Source organism: Streptomyces sp. HUAS MG91, assembly GCF_040529335.1.
Lineage (GTDB): Bacteria > Actinomycetota > Actinomycetes > Streptomycetales > Streptomycetaceae > Streptomyces > Streptomyces tabacisoli.
This window is the reverse complement of the sequence record NZ_CP159534.1, coordinates 4,063,404-4,082,665: the sequence shown is the minus strand read 5'-3', so window position 1 is coordinate 4,082,665 and position 19,262 is coordinate 4,063,404. Positions and strand designations below refer to the sequence as shown.

Annotated in this window: 23 protein-coding genes, 1 tRNA gene and 1 pseudogene; 12 read left to right on the top strand and 13 right to left on the bottom strand. The window is 69.8% G+C overall.

Annotated elements, in window-relative coordinates:
- The first annotated feature begins 38 nt into the window (after positions 1-38).
- Positions 39-2,585, top strand: a complete 2,547-nt coding sequence (mgtA, locus tag ABII15_RS18495; protein WP_353947107.1) for a magnesium-translocating P-type ATPase — start codon at positions 39-41, stop codon at positions 2,583-2,585.
- On the opposite strand, the gene ABII15_RS18490 is transcribed toward mgtA, so the two are convergent.
- Complete coding sequence (locus ABII15_RS18490) at positions 2,576-4,087, bottom strand: LCP family protein (RefSeq protein ID WP_353943436.1); 1,512 nt, start codon at positions 4,085-4,087, stop codon at positions 2,576-2,578. The two genes, mgtA and ABII15_RS18490, sit on opposite strands and share 10 nt — an antisense overlap.
- Before the next feature lie 113 nt (positions 4,088-4,200).
- Here ABII15_RS18490 and tatA point away from each other — a divergent pair, with 113 nt between their 5' ends.
- Positions 4,201-4,452 (top strand): Sec-independent protein translocase subunit TatA, encoded by a 252-nt coding sequence (gene tatA / locus ABII15_RS18485; RefSeq protein WP_353943435.1) that lies wholly within the window; start codon positions 4,201-4,203, stop codon positions 4,450-4,452.
- Positions 4,453-4,459: 7 nt separating this feature from the next.
- Here the strand turns inward: tatA and ABII15_RS18480 are convergent, their stop codons facing one another.
- Positions 4,460-4,699, bottom strand: a complete 240-nt coding sequence (locus ABII15_RS18480) for a hypothetical protein (RefSeq protein ID WP_353943434.1) — start codon at positions 4,697-4,699, stop codon at positions 4,460-4,462.
- Positions 4,700-4,817: 118 nt separating this feature from the next.
- Between ABII15_RS18480 and ABII15_RS18475 the strand changes: the two genes are divergently transcribed.
- Positions 4,818-5,393 (top strand): TerD family protein, encoded by a 576-nt coding sequence (locus ABII15_RS18475; protein ID WP_353943433.1) that lies wholly within the window; start codon positions 4,818-4,820, stop codon positions 5,391-5,393.
- Positions 5,394-5,531: 138 nt separating this feature from the next.
- On the opposite strand, the gene ABII15_RS18470 is transcribed toward ABII15_RS18475, so the two are convergent.
- Positions 5,532-5,969, bottom strand: a complete 438-nt coding sequence (locus ABII15_RS18470; RefSeq protein WP_353943432.1) for an ArsI/CadI family heavy metal resistance metalloenzyme — start codon at positions 5,967-5,969, stop codon at positions 5,532-5,534.
- Between the two features lie 91 nt (positions 5,970-6,060).
- On the opposite strand from ABII15_RS18470, the gene ABII15_RS18465 reads away from it, so the two are divergent.
- The 4 genes and pseudogenes from ABII15_RS18465 to ABII15_RS18450 all read left to right on the top strand — a co-directional run.
- The gene (locus ABII15_RS18465; protein WP_353943431.1) at positions 6,061-6,450 is read left to right on the top strand and encodes a metalloregulator ArsR/SmtB family transcription factor; all 390 of its coding nucleotides are present in this window, start codon (positions 6,061-6,063) and stop codon (positions 6,448-6,450) included.
- Complete coding sequence (gene arsB / locus ABII15_RS18460; protein WP_353943430.1) at positions 6,447-7,547, top strand: ACR3 family arsenite efflux transporter; 1,101 nt, start codon at positions 6,447-6,449, stop codon at positions 7,545-7,547. The genes ABII15_RS18465 and arsB overlap by 4 nt, the downstream gene beginning before the upstream one ends.
- The gene (locus ABII15_RS18455; RefSeq protein WP_353943428.1) at positions 7,540-7,956 is read left to right on the top strand and encodes an arsenate reductase ArsC; all 417 of its coding nucleotides are present in this window, start codon (positions 7,540-7,542) and stop codon (positions 7,954-7,956) included. Before arsB ends, ABII15_RS18455 begins: the two co-directional genes overlap by 8 nt.
- Positions 7,957-8,142: 186 nt before the next feature.
- Positions 8,143-8,432, top strand: a pseudogene (locus ABII15_RS18450) (carboxylesterase/lipase family protein); the annotation flags it as partial.
- 49 nt (positions 8,433-8,481) lie between these two features.
- Here the strand turns inward: ABII15_RS18450 and ABII15_RS18445 are convergent.
- The 4 genes from ABII15_RS18445 to ABII15_RS18430 form a co-directional block, all read right to left on the bottom strand.
- Positions 8,482-8,802 (bottom strand): hypothetical protein, encoded by a 321-nt coding sequence (locus tag ABII15_RS18445; RefSeq protein WP_353943427.1) that lies wholly within the window; start codon positions 8,800-8,802, stop codon positions 8,482-8,484.
- A 75-nt stretch (positions 8,803-8,877) separates the two neighbouring features.
- A complete protein-coding gene (locus ABII15_RS18440) occupies positions 8,878-9,453 on the bottom strand; it encodes a hypothetical protein (RefSeq protein WP_353943426.1) in 576 nt (191 codons plus the stop codon).
- A gap of 264 nt (positions 9,454-9,717) precedes the next feature.
- Positions 9,718-10,089, bottom strand: a complete 372-nt coding sequence (locus ABII15_RS18435) for a DUF805 domain-containing protein (protein ID WP_353943425.1) — start codon at positions 10,087-10,089, stop codon at positions 9,718-9,720.
- Positions 10,090-10,220: 131 nt separating this feature from the next.
- On the bottom strand, positions 10,221-10,991 hold the full coding sequence (locus ABII15_RS18430) for a transposase (protein ID WP_353943424.1): 771 nt from the start codon (positions 10,989-10,991) through the stop codon (positions 10,221-10,223).
- A 99-nt stretch (positions 10,992-11,090) separates the two neighbouring features.
- Here ABII15_RS18430 and ABII15_RS18425 point away from each other — a divergent pair, with 99 nt between their 5' ends.
- Positions 11,091-11,504: a hypothetical protein gene (locus tag ABII15_RS18425; RefSeq protein ID WP_353943423.1), complete on the top strand. Its 414-nt coding sequence runs from the start codon at positions 11,091-11,093 to the stop codon at positions 11,502-11,504.
- A gap of 93 nt (positions 11,505-11,597) precedes the next feature.
- Here the strand turns inward: ABII15_RS18425 and ABII15_RS18420 are convergent, their stop codons facing one another.
- From ABII15_RS18420 to ABII15_RS18410, 3 genes are all read right to left on the bottom strand, one after another.
- Positions 11,598-12,368, bottom strand: a complete 771-nt coding sequence (locus tag ABII15_RS18420) for a transposase family protein (RefSeq protein WP_353943422.1) — start codon at positions 12,366-12,368, stop codon at positions 11,598-11,600.
- Positions 12,369-12,408: 40 nt separating this feature from the next.
- Positions 12,409-12,729 carry a hypothetical protein gene (locus tag ABII15_RS18415; RefSeq protein WP_353943421.1) on the bottom strand — a complete coding sequence of 107 codons (321 nt, stop codon included), beginning with the start codon at positions 12,727-12,729 and terminating at the stop codon, positions 12,409-12,411.
- Between the two features lie 62 nt (positions 12,730-12,791).
- Positions 12,792-13,505, bottom strand: coding sequence for a TetR/AcrR family transcriptional regulator (locus ABII15_RS18410; protein ID WP_353943420.1), 714 nt, complete (start codon positions 13,503-13,505; stop codon positions 12,792-12,794).
- A gap of 162 nt (positions 13,506-13,667) precedes the next feature.
- On the opposite strand from ABII15_RS18410, the gene ABII15_RS18405 reads away from it, so the two are divergent.
- On the top strand, positions 13,668-15,143 hold the full coding sequence (locus tag ABII15_RS18405) for an MFS transporter (RefSeq protein WP_353943419.1): 1,476 nt from the start codon (positions 13,668-13,670) through the stop codon (positions 15,141-15,143).
- A gap of 101 nt (positions 15,144-15,244) precedes the next feature.
- Positions 15,245-15,778, top strand: a complete 534-nt coding sequence (locus ABII15_RS18400) for a hypothetical protein (RefSeq protein ID WP_353943418.1) — start codon at positions 15,245-15,247, stop codon at positions 15,776-15,778.
- Positions 15,779-15,807: 29 nt separating this feature from the next.
- Here ABII15_RS18400 and ABII15_RS18395 read toward each other — a convergent pair whose 3' ends face one another.
- Complete coding sequence (locus ABII15_RS18395) at positions 15,808-16,287, bottom strand: hypothetical protein (RefSeq protein WP_353943417.1); 480 nt, start codon at positions 16,285-16,287, stop codon at positions 15,808-15,810.
- Between the two features lie 337 nt (positions 16,288-16,624).
- Positions 16,625-16,698 (bottom strand) — tRNA-Gly (locus ABII15_RS18390).
- Positions 16,699-17,223: 525 nt separating this feature from the next.
- Between ABII15_RS18390 and dcd the strand changes: the two genes are divergently transcribed.
- Both dcd and ABII15_RS18380 read left to right on the top strand, forming a co-directional pair.
- Entirely contained in the window at positions 17,224-17,799 is a 576-nt protein-coding gene (dcd, locus tag ABII15_RS18385; RefSeq protein ID WP_353943416.1) for a dCTP deaminase, read from the top strand.
- Between the two features lie 11 nt (positions 17,800-17,810).
- Positions 17,811-18,326 (top strand): phosphoribosyltransferase, encoded by a 516-nt coding sequence (locus ABII15_RS18380; RefSeq protein ID WP_353943415.1) that lies wholly within the window; start codon positions 17,811-17,813, stop codon positions 18,324-18,326.
- A 75-nt stretch (positions 18,327-18,401) separates the two neighbouring features.
- Here the strand turns inward: ABII15_RS18380 and ABII15_RS18375 are convergent, their stop codons facing one another.
- The gene (locus tag ABII15_RS18375; RefSeq protein WP_353943414.1) at positions 18,402-19,250 is read right to left on the bottom strand and encodes a Yip1 family protein; all 849 of its coding nucleotides are present in this window, start codon (positions 19,248-19,250) and stop codon (positions 18,402-18,404) included.
- Between the last annotated feature and the right edge of the window lie 12 nt (positions 19,251-19,262).

The window sequence follows — 19,262 nt, the reverse complement described above, 5'->3', positions numbered from 1 at the left end:
CCGCGCTCCCCGCGGGTGCCGTCGCCGGCGACCGGACCGTGCTCCAGACGCTGCGCGCCCTGGACACCGGACCGCGCGGCCTGACCGAGGCCGAGGCCGGACAGCGGCTGGCCCGCTCGGGGCCGAACACGCTGCCCACCGCCCGGCCGATCTCACTGCCCGTACGGTTCTGGCGCAGCCTGCGCGACCCGTTCACCGCCGTCCTGTTCTGCCTCGGGCTCGTCTCCGCGGTGGTCTCCGCGTGGGGCACCGCCTGCGTCATCCTGGCCCTGGTGATCGTCAGCTGTGCGCTGCGGGCCCACGGCGAGCACCGCGCCGACCGGGCCGGCGCCGGCCTGCGCGAGCTGGTCGCGGGCACCGCGAGCGTCCGGCGCCGGGACAGCGCCGACGCCGAACCGCGGGCCCGCGAGATCCCGGTCGACGACCTGGTGCCCGGCGACGTGGTCCGGCTCGCGCCGGGCGACCTCGTCCCCGCCGACCTGCGCCTGATCAAGGCACACGGACTGACCGTGCAACAGGCGGCGCTCACCGGGGAGTCGGCGCCCGCGCCCAAACACCCCGTGGACGCCCCCGCCGCCGGGGACACCGCCCACCTGTGCTTCCAGGGCAGCAGCGTCGCCTCGGGCAGCGGCACCGGCGTCGTCGTGGCGACCGGCGCCGACACCCGGTTCGCCGCGGTGCGCGGCACGGGCCGCGGGCGGACGGCCGAGCGCGCCCGGGACGGCACCGGACCGGCCCCGCTCAGCGCCTTCGACCGCAGCGTGCACGGCATCTCCTGGACCCTGATCCGGTTCATGCTGATCACCCCGCCGCTGGTGCTGATGGCGAACGCGGCCCTGCGCGGCCGCGGCCTGGAGACCCTCCCGTTCGCCGTCGCGGTGGCGGTCGGGCTCACCCCCGAGATGCTGCCGGTCATCGTCACCACCTGCCTGGCCCGCGGCGCCGCCCTGCTCACCCGCACCCACGGCGTCATCGTCCGCCGCCTCCCCGCCCTGCACGACCTCGGCGCCGTCGACGTGCTCTGCGTCGACAAGACCGGCACCCTCACCCAGGACCGCCCGGTCGTCGACCCCGACCGCACCGGTCCCGACGCCCTGCACTGGGCCGCCGTCTGCGCGTGGTGGACCCTCCAGGCGGCCGAACTGCCGCACCCCGACCCGCTCGACGAGGCGCTGCTCGACGGCGCCGACCTCGACCGCGTGGAGACGTACGAGCCCGTCGACGCACTGCCCTTCGACCCCGTACGCCGCCTCGCCACCGCCGTCGTACGGGAACCCGGCGCACTCGGCACCCACCTGCTCGTCGTGAAGGGCGCGGTCGAGGAGGTCGTCGAGCGGTGCGCGTTCGACGACCCGGCCGAGCGGGAGAAGCTGCTGGCCGACGCCGCCTCGGCGGCCGGCGAGGGGGTCCGGCTGCTGGCCGTCGCCACCGCGCGCCGCCCGGCCCGCACCCGCGCCTACACCCCGGCCGACGAACGCGGCCTCACCTTCCACGGCTTCGTCGCCTTCCACGACGCGCTCGCCGACACCGCCCACGACGCCGTACGGGCCCTCGCCGGCCAGGGCGTCACCGTCAAGGTCCTCACCGGCGACCACCCGGCCACCGCCGCCCGCGCCTGCCGCGACCTCGGCATCGACCCCGGCGAGGTGGCCGTCGGCGCGCACACCGCGGACCTCGACGCCCCGGCCCTCGCCGAACTCGCCTCCCGCACCACCGTGTTCGCCCGCTGCACCCCCGCCGACAAGGCCCGCGTCGTCGCCGCCCTGCGCCTGCACGGCCACACCGTCGGCTTCCTCGGCGACGGCGTCAACGACCTGCCCGCGCTGCGCGCCGCCGACGTCGGGGTGTGCCCGCGCGACGGCGTCGACGTGGCCCGCGAGGGCGCCGACGTGGTGCTCGCCGAGAAGGACCTCACCGCCATCGGCCACGCCGTCGAAGCGGGCCGCCACTCCAGCGCCAACATCGCCTCCTACCTGCGCATCACGCTCTCCTCCAACCTCGGCAACGTCATCGCGATGCTCGCCGCCGGACTGCTGTTGCCGTTCCTGCCGATGCTCCCCGCGCAGGTCCTGGTGCAGAACCTGTGCTTCGACGGCGCCCAGCTCGCCCTCGCCCACGACCGCCCCGACCCGGCCGCGCTGCGCCGCCCCACGGTGCTGCGCCCGCGCGCCTTCCTGCGCTCGATCACCGGCTTCGGGGCGCTCGGCGCGCTCGCCGACCTCACCACCTTCGGCGTCCTCGCCTGGGTCCTGCCGGGCACCCTCGACCTCGGCGACCAGGACGGCTTCCACGCCGGATGGTTCGCCGAGAACCTGCTGACGCAGGCGCTCGTCATGCTCCTGCTGCGCACCGGCCGCCGCACCGCCGAGGGCCGCGCCCCCACGCCGATCCGCGCCTCGGCCGCCGCCCTCGCGGCCGTCGGCATCCTGCTGCCGCTCTCCCCGCTCGGCCCGCTGCTCGGCATGACGGGCCTGCCGCCGGTCTACTACCCGCTGCTCGGGGCGGTGCTCGCGCTGTACGCGGCGGCGCTGGTGGCGCTGCGCCGCCGGATGCCGCAGCCGCAGGCCGGGGCGGCTCAGCCGTAGGACAGGTGGGAGCAGAGGTCGTCGTCGGCGGAGCGGGCCTCGGCGGCGACGCCGGACGGCACGGCGGTCGGCGCCGGTGACGCCGAGGTCCGCGCACTGCCGCCGGGCACGTAGTCGGAGCCGAGCACGACGCTCAGCCCGTCCCCGCCGACGAGTTCGGCGCCGGGGAAGAGCCGGGCGAGGGCCTGCGCGCGGGACTTCTCACCGCTGCCGTACGTGATCGTGGTGGTGGTGTGGTCCTGGGTGGCGGCGTTGCCGGTGGTGGTGACGGTGAAGCCGTGACCGGTGAGCAGCGCGGCGGCGTCACCGGCGAGACCCAGGGTGCTGGTGCCGTTGTAGACGGCGACGGACGCGCCGTTCCCGCGCACGTCCTCGGTGGCCTCGGCCGACGGCGAGGCGCTCGACCCGGCGGCCCGGGCCGTCTTCCCGCCGCTGGCGTCCTTGCCGTCGAGGGTCCGGTCGTCCTTGAGCGACGCCCACAGCGCGTCGGCGTCCGGCTGCACGACGGCGACCCGGCTGCCCTGGTACTTCCAGGGCACGGTGATGAACTTGGTGTTGTGCAGGTCCACGTCCTTCATCGACATGGCGAAGGACAGCAGCTTGTCGGCCGTGCCGAGCCCGCTGTCGACGGTCATCGACTGGGTGGCGGCGTCGGCGAGCGGCAGCAGCCGGGTGGGCGTGAACCCGTCGTCCTTGATCTTCTTGATGAGGCTGGAGACGAACGCCTGCTGGCGCTTGATGCGCCCGATGTCGGAGCCGTCGCCGATGCCGTGCCGGATGCGTACGTAGTCCAGGGCCCGCTGCCCGGACACCGTCTGCACGCCCTTCGCGAAGAGCCGGTCGCCCTGGGTGGCGCGATGGGGATTGAGATCGTTCTCGTAGATGTCGTTCGGCAGGCACACCTTCACGCCGCCGACGACCTCGGTGAGCTTCGAGAACCCCTTGAAGTCGACGACGACCGTGTGGTCGACGCGTAGCCCGGTCAGCTTCTCCACGGTGTTCTGGGTACAGGCCGGATTGCCCTTGGCGGTCTCGCCCGTCGAGTAGGCGGCGTTGAACATCACGTCGGTCCGCGTCGGGCTCCACGATCCGTCGGGCAGCTTGCACGGCGGGATCGTGACCAGGGTGTCGCGGGGTATGGAGACGCCGACGGCGTGCTGGTGATCGGCGTAGACGTGCAGCAGGAACGCCGTGTCGGAGCGGCCGATGTCGCTCTTGTCGCCGCCGCCCAGGTCGCTGTTGCCGTCGGTACGCGCATCAGTGCCGATGACCAGCACGTTCTCGCCCTTGGAGGCATCGGCGTCCGGACGGTTCTTGGAGACGCCGTCGGAGGAGAACGTGTCGATGTTGCCGTTCAGCCGTAGATAGAGCCAGCCCGCGCCCGCCGTGAGCAGCACCAGGAACGACAGCCCGACCACGAGCACCGGCCGCAGCCGCCGCTTCTGCCGCCGCCCGCCCCGGCGCCGGGCGCGCCCGCCCCGCGCCTCGGATGTCCGCGTCATCTGTGTGCCCTCGCGCCCTCGTCCGGTGGAACCAGAAGGTTGTACGGTTGCGCAATGTAGCAAGTAACCCTGAACGACGACCCCGCACCGCGAACCCCGACAGAGGTGGCCCCATGTTCCGCAACGCCCTAGAGCCCTGGCACCTGTTGATCGTCGCCCTGGTGATCATCCTGCTCTTCGGCTCGAAGAAGCTCCCGGACACCGCCCGCTCCCTGGGCAAGTCGCTGCGCATCCTGAAGAGCGAGACGCAGGCGATGAAGGAGGAAGGTGCGACGGGCGCGGCGGGCGCGGCGGGTTCGGCGGGCGCGGCGGCGCCGGTGACGCCCGTGGACGCCGTGCGGGAGCCGGGCGAGGCGCGCCAGTGACGGTCCCTCAGGGGCTGGCGCCGTCGAACCCGTAGCGCAAAGGTTCGTCGTGGGTGCTCAGATCGCGCCGGTAGACGTACAGGGCCTCGGCCCGAAGTCCCGGCACCGACCCGGTCGGCTCCTCCAGCTCGCACGGGCGGGTGACCTGTACCACCGGCGGCCGGTCCGTGACGTGCAGACGCAGTCCGTGGGCGGGCCCGCCCACGAGGACGGCGCGTTCCCGGGCTGCTGGAGCGAGTGGCTTCATGGTCATTACTTTAAGCATTGCGCAACCGTAGGAACGATCGCCTCGGCGCACACGTTGACGGGGTGACGGCACACCGAGTCGCCGAGCGCGACGATGCGAGCAAACGGAGGTAGGAGCAGTGGGAGTTTCCCTGGCAAAGGGTGGCAATGTGTCCCTGAGCAAGGAGGCGCCCGGGCTGACCGCGGTCCTGGTGGGCCTCGGCTGGGACGTCCGCACGACGACCGGCGCCGACTACGACCTCGACGCGAGCGCCCTGCTGTGCGACGCGTCCGGAAAGGTCCTCTCGGACCGGCACTTCATCTTCTACAACAACCTCACCAGCCCGGACGGCTCGGTCGAGCACACCGGTGACAACCTCACGGGTGAGGGCGAGGGCGACGACGAGAGCGTGAAGGTGAACCTGGCGGCCGTCCCCGCCGAGGTCGACAAGATCGTCTTCCCGGTCTCGATCCACGACGCGGAGTCGCGCGGCCAGAGCTTCGGCCAGGTCCGCAACGCGTTCATCAGGGTCGTGAACCAGTCGGGCGGCGCCGAGATCGCCCGCTACGACCTCTCCGAGGACGCCTCCTCCGAGACCGCGATGGTCTTCGGCGAGCTGTACCGCCACGGCGGCGACTGGAAGTTCCGCGCGGTGGGCCAGGGTTACGCCTCGGGCCTGCGCGGCATCGCCCTGGACTTCGGCGTCAACGTCTGACGCGCATGCGTCGCGGGTCCGCCCCGCTCGCCGGGTTTCCGGGCGGGCGGGGCGGAGCCGTGTCCGGTCCCAGGGCGGGCGGGGCGGGCGGGGCGGACCTGTGCCGGTCGTCCTGCCGCGGGTCCGGCCGGGCCGGGATCAGCCGCAGTCGCACGCCGAACCGGCCGGCGCCGGCCCGCCGTCGGCCAGGGCGCTCTTGCCGAGGGTGCCGGCGTCGGCCTTGACCACGTAGACCTCCCAGGGCTCCCGGCCGGGACCGTGGACCCAGACCTTGTCCTGGACGGCGTAGCAGCAGGACGTGTCGTTCTCCTCGAACGTCGCCAGCCCGGCGCCCTTGAGCCGGCCGGTCGCCGCGGTGACCTGTTCGGTGGACCCGACCTCGACGCCGAGGTGGTCCAGGCGGGTCTCCTGCCCCGGCTCGCCCTCGATGAGGACGAGCTTCAGCGGCGGTTCGGTGAGGGCGAAGTTGGCGTATCCCTCGCGCCGCTTGGCCGGTTCGGTGCCGAACAGCTTCGAGTAGAAGGTGATCGACGCCTCCAGGTCGCTGACACGCAGGGCGAGCTGAGCGCGGGACATGGCGGTACTCCCATCCACTTGCATTGACGCTTGCATTGATGTCTGTCGATGCAACATTGCGTGCTGGATCGAAGCCTGTCAACATAGACGTATGTCGAATCAAGAAGAGCTGGTGGTGCTGGGGCGCACCGAGGACGCCGACGCGTGCTGCCCCGGACTGCTGACCGCGCCGCTGGACGAGGACCAGGCCGTCGAGCTGTCGAAAGTCTTCAAGGCCCTGGGCGATCCGGTGCGCCTGCGCCTGCTGTCGATGATCGCCTCGCAGGCGGGCGGCGAGGTCTGCGTGTGCGACCTGACCCCGGCCTTCGACCTGTCGCAGCCGACCATCTCGCACCACCTCAAGCTGCTCCGCCAGGCCGGGCTGATCGACTGCGAGCGGCGCGGCACCTGGGTCTACTACTGGCTGCTGCCGGAGATGACCGACCGCCTCGCGGGCATCCTGACCCGCCCGGCCGGCGCGACGGCGGGGGCCGACGCGTGAGCGCCGGCGCACCGGAGAAGGGCGTGGCGGGACGGCTGTCCTTCCTGGACCGGTTCCTGGCCGTGTGGATCCTCGCCGCGATGGCCGTCGGCCTCGGCCTGGGCCGGCTGATACCGGGACTCGGGGACGCCCTGGCCACGGTGACCGTGGGCGGCGTCTCCCTGCCCATCGCGCTGGGCCTGCTCGTGATGATGTACCCGGTGCTGGCCAAGGTCCGCTACGACCGGCTCGACACGGTGACCCGCGACCGGCGCCTGCTGCTGTCCTCGCTGCTGCTGAACTGGATCGTGGGCCCGGCCCTGATGTTCGCCCTGGCGTGGCTGTTCCTGCCGGACCTGCCCGCGTACCGCACCGGCCTGATCATCGTCGGTCTCGCCCGCTGCATCGCCATGGTCATCATCTGGAACGACCTGGCCTGCGGCCACCGGGAGGCCGCCGCCGTCCTGGTCGCGCTCAACTCGGTCTTCCAGGTGATCGCGTTCGGCCTGCTCGGCTGGTTCTACCTCTCCGTGCTTCCCGGTTGGCTGGGCCTGGAACAGACCGCCCTGGACGTGTCGGTGTGGGAGATCGCCCGCAGCGTGCTCATCTTCCTCGGCATCCCGCTGGCCGCGGGGTTCCTGACCCGTCGCATCGGCGAGAGGACCAAGGGCCGTACCTGGTACGAGGCCCGACTGATCCCGCGCATCGGCCCGTTCGCCCTCTACGGCCTGCTGTTCACCATCGTCGTACTCTTCGCCCTCCAGGGCGACGCCATCACCTCGCAGCCCCTGGACGTGGTCCGGATCGCGCTGCCGCTGCTGGTCTACTTCGCGCTCATGTGGGCCGGATCGATGCTGCTGGGCAGGTCCGTCGGCCTCGGCCACGCGAAGGCGACGACGCTCGCCTTCACCGCCGCGGGCAACAACTTCGAGCTGGCCATCGCGGTCGCCATCGCCACCTTCGGCGCCTCCTCGGGCCAGGCCCTGGCCGGGGTCGTCGGCCCGCTCATCGAAGTGCCCGTACTGATCGGCCTCGTCCACGTCGCCCTGTACGCGCGCCGCTGGTTCCCGGCCCCGACCGCCGCCGCCACACCGCAGGAAGAGCCCACCCATGCCTGACACCCCACAGCGGCCCTCGGTGCTGTTCGTCTGCGTCCACAACGCCGGACGCTCCCAGATGGCGGCGGCCTTCCTCACCCACCTCGCGGGCGGCCGCGTCCAGGTCCGCTCCGCCGGATCCGCCCCCGCCGACACGGTCAACCCGGCCGTGGTCGAGGCGCTGGCCGAGGCCGGCATCGACATCTCGGCGGAGGTCCCCAAGGTGCTGACCGTGGACGCCGTCCAGGCCTCCGACGTCGTCATCACCATGGGCTGCGGCGACACCTGCCCGGTCTTCCCCGGCAAGCGCTACCTCGACTGGCACCTCCCCGACCCGGCCGGCCAGGGCGTCGCGGCGGTCCGCCCCATCCGCGACGAGATCGAGCGCCGCGTCCGCGCCCTGCTCACCGAGATCGCTCCGGGGGCCTGAGACGCGCGGCACGGGCGGGAGCGGTGAGCGGGTCCGCGTGCGGCGCTCGCCCACCCGGCGGATCCGGCGGAACTCCCGCCGCCACGGCGGGAATTGACATCACCGGCGCGTCAATCGCCACGATCTTGGTGTTGGCCCCCGGGCGCCGCCCGATGCAAGGCTGAAGCCCCGCCCTCACCCAGCGTCGTGCGCGCCTGGCACTGCGCGGATGTCCCCTTCGCCTTCGGCAACCCCGACGACGACCGCCCGGCCTTCCTCATCGGCGGCTCGCCCGCCCCCGAGGACCACGCACCGGCCCGCCGCATGGTGCGGCGTGGGCCGACTTCGCCGCCACCGGAAACCCGGGCTGGCCCGCGTCCGACAACTCCACGACCCGGGCCAGAACATGGAGCACCGAGGGCACCCCCACCGACGACACGGCCGCCACCATCCGACCTCTCTGGGCCAAGGCCGACTGTCCCGTTCTGCGCCCGTGAACCCGCCCGGCTCATGGAGCCCTACCGGTACGGGCTCCAGGCCCACGCGTCACTTCCTGCGGGCAGCCGCGAGCGCCAGCACCATGCTCGAAAGCAGCACGAACACCACGAGCGAGGCGTAGAACAGGGCCTCGATCCAGCCGGCGTTCGCACCAGTGAGCGTGCCGTCCGCGGACATGCAGGCCACCTCTGGTGGAAAGCTCTGGCGACGCACGTCGCCGCAGGCGTTCGGCAGGTCGTCATTGACGGCGTACGCGTTCACCCAGCACAGCGCCCAGCTGACGAGGAAGACGCCCAGCGAGGCCAGGCAGACGTCCCACAACGCGGTCGGGCGGTCGGTTGTCCCGGGGCCCGCCGGAGGTGCTGTCATGCCCGGGAGCGTACTGGCACTGCTCGGTGCCGTGACAGGGTCGGCCACCGACCGTCCGGCCGGAAGCACCGCACCTCAGAGCTTGCCGCCCACCAGGACCGTGCGGTGGTCACCCAGTGCGCGGGCGAAGCGTCCGAGGAAGCCGGGGCTGAACTCGGGCCAGTCCCAGAACTCGAACCCCAGGTAGCCGAACGCGTAGTGGTCGTTGTCCCAGGTCCACGCGGTCAGGTCACCGGCTCGGCCGCAGCGTGGACAGGTGACGGCGGCCCGGCCCGAGTCGTGCCAGGTGCCGATGGCCCGGTCGAAGGGATCCCAGGCGTCCTCGATCACGTCCCACTCATCGGTGTACAGGTCGAGGCGGGCGGCGCAGTGGGGGCAGACGGCGTACATGGCATCGCCCTGCCCGCCGTGGAAGACGGTTCGGCCTGTCTCGACCCTGAGCCCGTCGCACGGCTGCCATTCGACTTGCTCGACCGCCGTGGCCCAGCGCGGCCCCGGCGGGTGCCCGAGCGGGGCACCGAGCACGCAGTCGGTGCGCTCGGCGCGGACTATCCCTTCCGCGACGAGCCAGTCGAGGCCGCGGGCTGCCAACGCGGGTGCGTCGGCCTGCGTGGCCTGGAGATCGACGATGGTCTGGAAGTGGTTTCCCATGGAGAGGGAGAGTACGAGGCCCCACCGACAGTCGGCTGTTGAAGGCCCGCACGCCCCTGTCGGCCGGCCTGGAACCGAGGGTGGCAGGACGAGGACCTGTGGGTGAGCCCTGTTGTCCGCAGTCGTGAAAACCGTCGTGGGACAGTTACCTTGGGTTCCATTCCCACACGCCCCCGCAGAGGCTGAAGGCCCCTGACCAGGAACATCGGTCGGGGGCCCTCGTCGTGCCCGCTGTCCGCTCGTGACCGTGGGCTTCAGGCTGATTCAGCTTCCCCCGGCAGGCGGTGCAGCCCATGGCGTGTTGAGGCCGGGAGCATAGGTGTTGGTCTCCGGCCTGCTCTCCTTGGCAAGAAGGACGATGAGAGCGATCCCTCCCGCCAGGGGCACGAGCACGAGCAGCATGAGCCATCCGGTGTGGCCGGCGTCATGAAGACGTCGGACGCCAGCTGCAACCGTGGGAATCGTGACCGCTAGAGCGTAAGTGAAGGAGTACACGGGCTGATCGAGAGCAGTGCCGAGACCCCACAACGCGTACAGGATCACAAGGTTGAACAGCATGTACATCCAGTATTCCTTGCGGCTCGCTCGACCGCGGAACCCGAAGTAGTTTCTCAGCGCTTTGAAGTACCAAGTCATTGGCTTCCATTCCCTCCCCACGCCCGGGCCCGCACAATGCGGATCACCTGAGCGGAATGAGGCTAAGCGCTGTCCCGTAAATGATCTTCGAGTTGCCTTGAGCATGGTTGGTCGCTGTGCGACCCCGTCGCCTATCCGGCGAGGGCGAGGTTGTGCATCCGTGCGATGCCGAGCATGGCGTGGTGGACTCCGTCGCCTTTGAGGCGGCAGTCGCGCAGGATCTTCCAGGTCTTCATACGGGCGAAGGCGTGCTCGACGCGGGCTCGGACCTGCTTGTGGGACTTGTTGTGTTCCTCTTTCCAGTCTGGGAGTTCGGTCTGGCCGCGCTGTCGGCGGTGCGGGATGGCGAGTCCGGTGCCCGGGTAGCCGCCGTCGGCGATCGTGAGGGTCGTGCCGACGGCGGCCTTGGCGCCGGATTCCTCCCATGCCCTGCAATCGTTGCGGTTTCCGGCGAGCGGCTGGCCGACCACGACGACAAGTCGGGTGTCGGCGTCGATGACGACCTGGTGGTTGGTGGAGTAGCGGTAGTTCTTCGACCGCTCAGCAATGGTGTGGTCGCGGGTGGGGACCAGGGTGCCGTCCACGATGAGCACGGTGTCCTTGGCGAACCGCTTGCGGGGCTGGAGCGCGAGCATCGGGCCGAGGTGATCGATGATGCGGTCAGCCGACGATTTTGACACCCCGAACAACGGCGCGAGCTGGCGCATGGTCAGGTTCGTGCGCCAGTAGGCCGCGACCAGCAGTGTCCGGTCCTCCAGTGGAAGGCTCCATGGCCGGCCCTTGCGGGCGGCGTCCGCACCCTGGCGCCTCAGAACGGTCACCAGCTTCCCGAACTGCCTCGGACTCAGCCCGCTGAACGGGGCTATCCAGGACGGCTCCGACGCCGTGATCACACCAGCCACGGCGAGATCGTCTCATCTTGATCATGGTGCGGGGCCGCCAGCCTCTGCCGGAACACAACTCGGTCGCCGGGACGGATTAGGCATGAGAGCCTCACGCCCGTGGCTACTGAAACCGAGGTGGGAGAGCTGTTGCACCAGCGCGGCTGGCGGACGGCATTCACGGTCACTGAAAGGGTGAACGCGTGGGCTTCCCTCGTGAGCGTCATCGAGCGCGGCTACGGCGACGACATCTACGAGTACACCAACGACCTCTACTGCCGAAACTGGCTGCACGAAGCGTGGCTTCTACTGGACGAACACATCGTCCAGCTCTGGACCCCGCGGATCAAAGCCCTGGACGCCCAGTACAAGGCCGCGACCGTCGACGACGACGGCCAGGCACTCGATCAGTTCCACAGGCTGCCCGGCCCCGACCTCTGGTGGTGGCGGCGCTACCCCCGCATCCTCACCGGAGACCTCGGGCGTTCGCTTCGCTCGGCCGGCGCCATCGGCGCCGACCCGGACACGGCATGACCCTCAGCCTCGTGGAATTACGGGACGGCACTTAAAGGTTGTTGCACAAGGCTGCGTTCTGGCAGGTCAGAGCCGGTGGAGACGGTTTTCGGGTCATGATGCGAGGGCGAGGTTGTGCATCTGGGCGACGGCCTGGACGGCGTGGTGGAGGCCGTTGCCGTGCTGTCGGCAGTCGCGGAGGATCTTGTAGTTCTTCATCCGGCCGATTACGTGCTCGACCCGGGCGCGGACCTTGCGGTGGGCGGCGTTGTCGTCCTCTTCGCCCGGCAGCAGCTCGCGTCGGGGGCGTTTGCGGTGCGGGGTGACCATGCCGCAGTTCAGGTAGGCGCCGTCGCCGAGGACCGTCACGCCCCGGCAGTGCGCGGCCAGGCCGGAGGCGCGCCAGGCGTGCGCGTCCGCGGTGGTGCCCGGCACCGGCCGGGCGGCTGCGATCACCAGGCGGGTATCGGCATCGACGATGACCTGCACGTTCGCCGAGAACCGGTAGTTGCGGCTGGAGGTGCCGACGTGGCGGTCCCGGACCGGGATCAGGGTGCCGTCGACGATCCACAGCCGGTCCGCCGCGTCGGCCGGGCGGGTCACCGGCTCCAGCGCGAGCAGCGGGCCCAGCTTCTGGATGACCCGGCACACCGTCGAGGAGGAGACGCCGAAGAGCGGGCCGAGCTGCCGCATGGTGAGGTTCGTGCGGTAGTACACGGCCACCACCAGGACCCGTTCGGCCAGCGGCAGGCTCCACGGCCGGCCCCGCAGGGTGCCGTTGCCGCCCCGGTCCCGGACCGTCTTCAGCAGCCGCCCGAACTGCTCCAACGACAGCCCCGTGAACGTCTCCACCCACACACGTTCAGCCCTCAACACCCCAGCCATACACCGGAGATGCCCAGATCACGGCCTTGTGCAACACCCTTTAGCCATTTTGTCGGCCGGGCAGGGGTGAGCCGGCCAGGAAGGCGCGATAGGCATCCGCGGCGTCTGGCTCAATCTCGGGACCGGAGGGGCCATAGCGGTTGTCAGTGCGGTCCCGCTTCGGGCCGGAGACCCAGAACTCCTCGTCAGTCTCAACGTCGTAGAAGTTGGCGTCGAACATCCTCTCTCCCCGGCGCAGGGTGCGTCCATGGAAGTACGCGGTGCTCCAGGTCTTGGAGAAGTCCACCCAACCGATCCACGAGGGGCCCCGATCGGTGTCGTAACCCGTCTTGAGCTGCACAAACATGATGCGTCGAGGCATACATCCAGAGTCGCAGAGACCTCGTGGAACCGCATCTACGTGCAGCACTTTCACAACAGGCCCTAGCGGGATGGCGTCAGTCCCAGTGTGTAGATCAGGTCGTGCATGTCGGCCTCGTAGAGTTTGCCCGGGTCGGTGACCTGATGGCGTAGGTGGCCGTAGATCTCCAGGGTGAGCAGGCCGTGCATCCGGCTCCACAGGCGCAGGCACAGGGCCACGGCTGCGGGGGGCAGGCTGGGGAAGTACTCGCGGGTCAACGTGGTCAGGCTCGGCTGGAAGTCGGACCAGTCGTAGTCCGAATCTTCCTGGGCGGCAGCGGCTTCGGGCCAGGCCGAGGCCACCAGGTCGAGGAGCACCGCGCACAATCGGTGCTCGGCCTCCTGCGCGGCGCCGGCCTGCGGGGGCTGGTAGCCGGGTACCGGGTCGCCATAGATCAGGCGGAATTCCTCGGGGTGGGCCACGGCCCAGGTGCGGTAGGCGCGGGCGTGGGCCAGCATCTGTCCGGCGGGGCTGTCGGTCGGCGCATTGCGATGCGAGGCCTCGAGGGTCTGCGCCAGCGACTCGTAGACGTCGGCGGTCAGGGCCGTGATCAGGTCGTCGCGATTGGCGAAGTAGCTGTAGATCGCTCCCGCTGTCATGCCCATCTCGCGGGCGATTCCGCGCAGCGAGATGGAGGCAGGTCCTCCGGTCGCCATGTGCTTGAGCGCAATCGACTTGATCTCGGACGTGGTCTCGGCCCGTAGGCGGGCCCGTCGACTCTGCGTCGCATCTTCCATGGTTGACAGCCTAACAGTGTTGAGTCAGAGTACGGCGCGTAGAAATTGAACGCCGTTTAGAAATGTGTCGGCGTTCAGAAGGTGCTTCGTCGATCAATGAAACGTGAGGCCGGACGGCAGCCGTCGGGCCCTCAACTCTCCTGCCACATAAGGACGCAAGCCGTGGTTGATACCACCCTCAAGACCCGGCAACGGAGCGGGCTGATGCTCGCGCTACTGGCTTTCGCCCAGTTCGTCGTCGCCGTCGACTACAACATCGTGTTCGTCGCCCTGCCGGACATCGGCGACGCGCTCGGCTTCACCGCCCAGTCCCTGCAGTGGGTCATCAGCGCCTACGCCGTCGCCTTCGGCGGGTTCCTGCTCTTCGGCGGCCGGCTCGTGGACCGCCTGGGCGCCCGCCGCATCTTCGTCCTCGGCCTGAGCCTCTTCGGCCTCGCCTGCCTCCTGGGGGGCTTCGCCCAGAACCCGGCCGTTCTCATCACCGCACGTGCCGTCCAGGGCTTGGGCGCCGCGCTGCTCTCCCCGGCCACCCTGACCCTGATCAACACCCGCTTCACCGAAGGGCCCCCGCGCAACAAGGCGCTGGCCGTCTGGGGCGCCTGCGGAAGCGGGGGTCTGGCCGCAGGAGCCCTGCTCGGCGGCGTCCTCACTCAGGCCTGGGGCTGGGAGTGGGTCCTGTTCATCCTCGTTCCGCTCGCCCTGCTCGCGGCCGTCCTCGCTCCCGTAGTCCTGGCTTCGGATCCGCGTTCCGCCACGCAGCAGGGCAGTTTCGATGCCGCGGGAGCACTCCTCGCCACCCTCGGCTCGTCGCTGCTGGTGCTGGGCCTGGTCAGCGGGCCGGAAACGGGCTGGGGTTCCCTGCGTGGCGCCGGATCGATCGCCGTCGGCGTGGCGCTCCTCGCCGCACTCACCTTCGTCGAGAGCAAGGTCCGCAGCCCGCTCGTCCCGCTGCGGCTGTTCCGCAACCGCAGCCTGGTCACGGCCATCCTGATCATTCTCGTCTTCCAAAGCGCCCTCGGCGGCGCCTACTACATTTTCACCAACTACCTGCAGGGCGTGCTCTCCTACGAAGCCCTGGAAGCGGGCCTCGCCTTTGTGCCGCTGACCGTCATCTCCATGGCCGCCTCACTGAAACTGGCCGGAGTCCTGCTCGCCAAGTGGGGACCGCGGGCCACGCTGTTCCTCGGCATGCTCACCAACGGGGCCGGCATGATCGTGCTGGCGGTGCCCATGGCCACCGGCACCTCCTTCTGGGCTCTGGTGCCCGGCCTGGTCATCTGGGGCGTGGGCGGCGGAGTGACCTTCCCCGCGATGTTCGCCTGCGCCGCCTCCGGAGTCGCTCCGCAGGAGGCCGGTGCCGCCTCGGCGCTGGCCACCGCTGCACAGCAGATCGGCGGCGCCGCCGGACTGGCCCTCCTCGTGGCCGTGGCCACCGCCGGACTGAGCACAGGCTCCGGCGCTGCCTCCGCGGTCGCGGACACGGCAGACGGGCTGCGCACTGCGATGTGGATCGGCGGTGCCGCCTCCGTCCTCGGTGGACTGTTCGCCTTCACCCTCAACAAACCCGCGACTGCCCAGCAGGAGGGGAGCGTCGAGCTCTCACAGGAACGAAACGAAGGGTCGAGTCTGGTGCCCTGAACAGAAGTTGACCGTCAGCCGGTTCAGGGCAGACCTCGGCGTCTGCCCTGAACCGCAGAAATCCGCTCGACCTGTTCCCTCGGCACAACGACCATGAGCTCGTGACGCCGACCGAATCAGCCGCCCTCGCCCTGCAGGACCAGACCGCACTGTGGCGCATCGGGGAAATCCCGGCCGCCAATGTGATCAGCGCCGCGTGCGACGCACTCGTCGCCGGACTCGACAGCCCCGCACTGCGCATCCTCGCCGCCTGCACCGGCAGCGAAGCCGACTACGACGTACACGACTTGCTCCCACCAGCGCTCGACGAGCTCGGCCTTGTCCTGCACCCCGTCGACAGCCTTGCCGCCCAGGAAGCCGCCGCACGAGCACTGGCACGACGCCTACTGGCTGGCGAGTTGACCCCGTCAGAGCTCACCGTCCGGATTCACAGCCGCTTTGGGCACGAGCTGCCACTCACCCAACAGCTCGCCCTGCTCGATGACGAATACGACACGCTTGAGTACAGCGACACCACAGAGGCGGAGATCGACGGCGAGGTCATCGCCGAAGCCCGCCGACTGACGACCCATCCCAGCTCACCCGCGGAATCGGCGGACCTCCGCATGGGGAACGATCACCAAGCGAACGGGTAAAGATCTTCAGAGTCCGCTGGCGATGCAGGTCACCCCCACTCGTGAACACCCCGTCGCTGTCCTGGCCACAGGTCGTCATACGAGGCGTCCATGAACTGAACCTGCGACCCACGCAGTGACGCCACGTCGGCTATCTCGCCTCGGGCCGCCTCAGTGAGGCGCGCCGCATAACGATACGTAGCGCCCCGCAGAGGCTCGCTTCTGGCCGTCAGGTCGATCTCCGCCTGCGCAAGCCACAGGTCATCGACGAGTTGGTCGAGCACGGGATCCGAGACGGTCCCGCCATCAAGCGGCAGCATGAACGCGGCCTTCTCCACCTGCGACGCGACGCTCACGAACTTCAGGATCACGTTTTTCAGCTCCGCACGGTGCGCGGCCGACTCCTGCATCTCAAGCTGCCGGCCGCTTGCTCGCGACACCAGGTACTGGCCAAATAGTGACCCGCCTGCACCGAGCGCAACGCCTGCCAGAGACAACAGCGCCGGCCCCAAGGCTCCCCAAGATCCCATGACAGGAGTCTCTCAACTCACCGCTTGAGAGCGACGGACTGCCCATGGACCACCCACGCCGGGGCAGTTACGGGACGGCCCTTAGGGACGGCAAAGCTGCACGTCAAGAGAAGAATGACCATCGAGAATGGTGGGTTTGCCAGACCTCCGGCCCTCCCCCTCCCATGCTCTCCGAGCCGGTGACGAACGCCGTCCTCTATGGGGAGACGGAAGAGGCATGGAGGGCGCGGGTCGAGTGGTGGAGGCTGGACGAGGCTCTGCGGTCGCGCCGCCCGAGCGGAATCGCGCAGCAAAAAAGGCCCCGGTCGACGACCTGGGCCCTGAGTGCTCTGAACTGTGGAGCGGGTGACGAGAATCGAACTCGCGCTCTAAGCTTGGGAAGCTTATGTTCTACCATTAAACTACACCCGCGTAGTACCGCCGTTGAAGCGGCCCGTACTGCCGGACACTGTACCCCATGCCGGGCCCCGGGCGCTCAAGCCGCCGGGGCCCGGCTGCGTTGTGCGGCATGGAAGTGACTGCGGGTGAAGGGAGTTGAGGCGTACGGTGGGCGGACCGCGCGAGGGTTTCTCAGGGGTGTCCCGAGGTCGGAGTGCCGCCTGGATCCGCGTCCCTTTCATCCCGTAATGTGACCCCGTCGTCGGTCAGGAAACTGGCCCAATGGCTCGTGGGGAAGGGACTCCGGGACTTGATGGACTCGTTGGAGCGCACCGTCGTCCGATGTGCCGAAGGGCACGTGTTCAGCACCGCTTCGTTCCCGATGCAGCAGGCCGACCGTCTCGGTCCAGGCCGGCTCATCCGGTGTCCGAAGTGTGCTCGGTTGCGGCATGCCGTTCCTGTGGGACCGCGGCAGCGGTAGGTAGTCGTACGGACCAGGTCAAAGCGCGCGGGCCCGCCGATTGTGGCGGGCCCGCGCGCTCTGCGTATCCTCGGTGCGTGCTTCTCTCAGACAAGGACATCCGGGCCGAGATCGACTCCGGACGGGTACGGATCGATCCCTACGACGAATCGATGGTTCAGCCGTCGAGCATCGATGTGCGGCTCGACCGCTACTTCCGGGTGTTCGAGAACCACAAGTACCCGCACATCGACCCGAGCGTCGAGCAGAGCGATCTGACGCGGCTGGTGGAGCCGGAGGGCGACGAGCCGTTCATCCTGCACCCGGGCGAGTTCGTGCTGGCGTCCACGTACGAGGTCATCTCGCTGCCCGAGGACATCGCCTCGCGGCTGGAGGGGAAGTCCTCGCTCGGCCGCCTGGGGCTGGTCACGCACTCCACCGCCGGTTTCATCGACCCGGGCTTCAGCGGCCACGTGACGCTGGAGCTGTCGAACCTCGCCACGCTGCCCATCAAGCTGTGGCCGGGGATGAAGATCGGGCAGCTGTGCCTGTTCCGTCTGTCGTCACCCGCCGAGTTCCCGTACGGGAGCGAGCGCTACGGTTCGCGTTACCAGGGACAGCGCGGGCCGACGGCCTCGCGTTCCTTCCTCAATTTCCATCGGACCCAGGTGTGAGCGGCAGCGACATGAGTGACAGCAGCGGTACGGCCCCCGTGCGCGAGAACCTCACGTACGAGAAGTTCGGGGTCGCGATCCGCGAGCTCGCGCAGACCATCGCGGACGACGGCTACGAGCCCGACATCATCCTGAGCATCGCGCGCGGCGGCGTCTTCGTCGCGGGCGGCCTCGGGTACGCGCTCGACGTCAAGAACCTGAACCTCGTCAATGTCGAGTTTTATACCGGTGTGGGCGAAACGCTGGAAATGCCGGTCATGCTGGCGCCGGTGCCGAACGCCATCGACTTCTCCAACAAGAAGGTCCTGATCACCGACGACGTCGCCGACACCGGCAAGACGCTGAAGCTGGTGTACGACTTCTGCCTGGACACCGTGGCCGAGGTGCGGTCGGCGGTCGTCTATGAGAAGTCGCACTCGCTCGTGAAGTGCGAGTACGTGTGGAAGCGGACCGACGACTGGATCAACTTCCCGTGGAGTGTCGAGCCTCCCGTCGTGAAGCGCGACGGTCAGGTGCTCGACGCCTGAGACCGCCCGTGGGTACGTGAAGGGGCCCGGCACCGTTCGACGGTGCCGGGCCCCTTCGCGTGCGTGCGGGAGTGACTAGAACGTGCCCAGCTTGATGATCGAGAGCAGGGCGACCAGCTGGATCGCCGAGGCCGCGAGGGCCTTGGGCCAGGGGAGGTCGTGGGACTTGGAGACCATCGTGGTGAGCAGGGCGCCCGCCGCCACCCAGGTCGCCCAACCGAGGAGCTGGACGAACATCTCGTTGCCGCCGAGGAACATGCCGACCAGCAGGCGCGGGGTGTCCGTGAGACAGGCGATCAGCATGGACAGGCCGACCGTGGGCTGCCAGGCGCCGTCGCCGCCGAGCTGGCGGGCCAGGGTGTGGGTGACCACGCCGAGGATGAAGAAGGAGATCGTGACCGCGACGCCCGTGGTGAGGACGTAGGGGATCGCCGAGGAGAGCGTGGCGTTGATCACGTCCTCGCGGGCGCCGTCGAAGCCGAAGATGGCGAGCAGCCCGTAGAGGAACGTGACGATGAGGGCCGGGGCCCACATCGCGTAGTCGCGCATCTGGAGGTAGGTCGGCGCGGGGCGGAAGACGACTCCGGTGAGGAGGTCCTTCCAGTGCAGGCGGGGGCCGACGGGACCGGCCGGGGCCGCGCCCGCCTGGTACGTGGAGCCCTGGCCGTACGGGTCCTCGTCCGGGTTCACCGAGAACGCCTGGGTGTGGCCCGGGTTGTTGGCCGCGTACGGGTCGTAGCCGCCGCCTCCCTGGGGGTGGGGCGCCTGCCGCGGGTCGCCGAAGTACTCGGGCTCGCCGTATCCGCCCCCGCCGCCGTTGTTGCCCTGGGGCCACTGCTGCTGACCACCGCCGCCGTAGTACTGCGGGGGGCCCTGGGGCGCTTCGCGGTTGTCCCGGCCGCGTCCGTTCCTGAATCCAGCCACGTAGTCGAACGT